Below are 968 nucleotides of genomic sequence, written 5' to 3' on the forward strand. Positions count from 1 at the left end.
CCTGCGCGACTACGGCATGTTGCTGTCGCTGGTGGCGATCATGGCGCTCTTCGAGGTGCTGACCGACGGCACGCTGCTGGAGCCGCTGAACCTCACCAACCTGGTTCTGCAGAACAGCTACATCGTCATCATGGCGCTGGGCATGCTGCTGGTGATCGTCACCGGCCACATCGACCTCTCGGTGGGCTCGGTGTGCGGTTTCATCGGCGCGCTCGCGGCGGTGCTGATGGTGCAGTACGAATGGGCCGCGCTGCCCGCCGGCCTGGTCTGCCTGCTGGCGGGGGCGGTGATCGGCGGCGCGCAGGGCTGGTTCGTCGCCTACCTGGGCATTCCGTCCTTCATCGTGACGCTGGCCGGCATGCTGGTGTTCAAGGGCCTGGCGCTGGCGCTGCTGCAGGGCCAGTCGCTCGGTCCCTTCCCCGACAGCTTCCAGGCGCTGAGCGCCGGTTTCCTGCCCGAGCTCTTCGGGCAGGAGGATCCGCGTCCGACGACGCTGGGCCTGGGTCTGTTGCTGGCGGCGGTCTCGCTCACGGTCGCGTGGCGGCATCGCGCCGCGGCGGCGCGGCACGGCATGGAGACGGAGCCCGGGGTGGTCTTCTGGACGCGGCAGGGACTGCTGGTCGCCGCGATCGCCGCGATGAGCTGGCTGATGGCCTCCTACAAGGGGCTGCCGACGGTCATGGTGCTGATGGTCGTGCTGACCCTGGCCTATGACTTCATCGCCGGCCGCACCACGCTGGGCCGGCGCGTCTACGCGGTCGGTGGCAACGAGAAGGCGGCCCGCCTGTCGGGCGTGCGCACGCAGCGCATCGCCTTCCTGACCTTCGTGAACATGGGCGCGCTGGCGGCGCTGGCCGGCCTGGTCTTCGCCGCGCGGCTCAACACCGCCACGCCCAAGGCGGGCCTGGGCTTCGAGCTCGACGTCATCGCCGCCTGCTTCGTCGGCGGCGCCTCGGCCTCGGGCGGCG

1 protein-coding gene is annotated in these 968 nt (G+C 70.6%); it reads left to right on the plus strand.

The window, feature by feature from the left end; all coding sequences use genetic code 11:
- On the plus strand, nucleotides 1–968 hold a 968-nt coding region (gene mmsB, locus FUT87_RS14060; protein WP_147241419.1), incomplete at both ends, for a multiple monosaccharide ABC transporter permease.

Source organism: Mitsuaria sp. TWR114 (assembly GCF_007997345.1).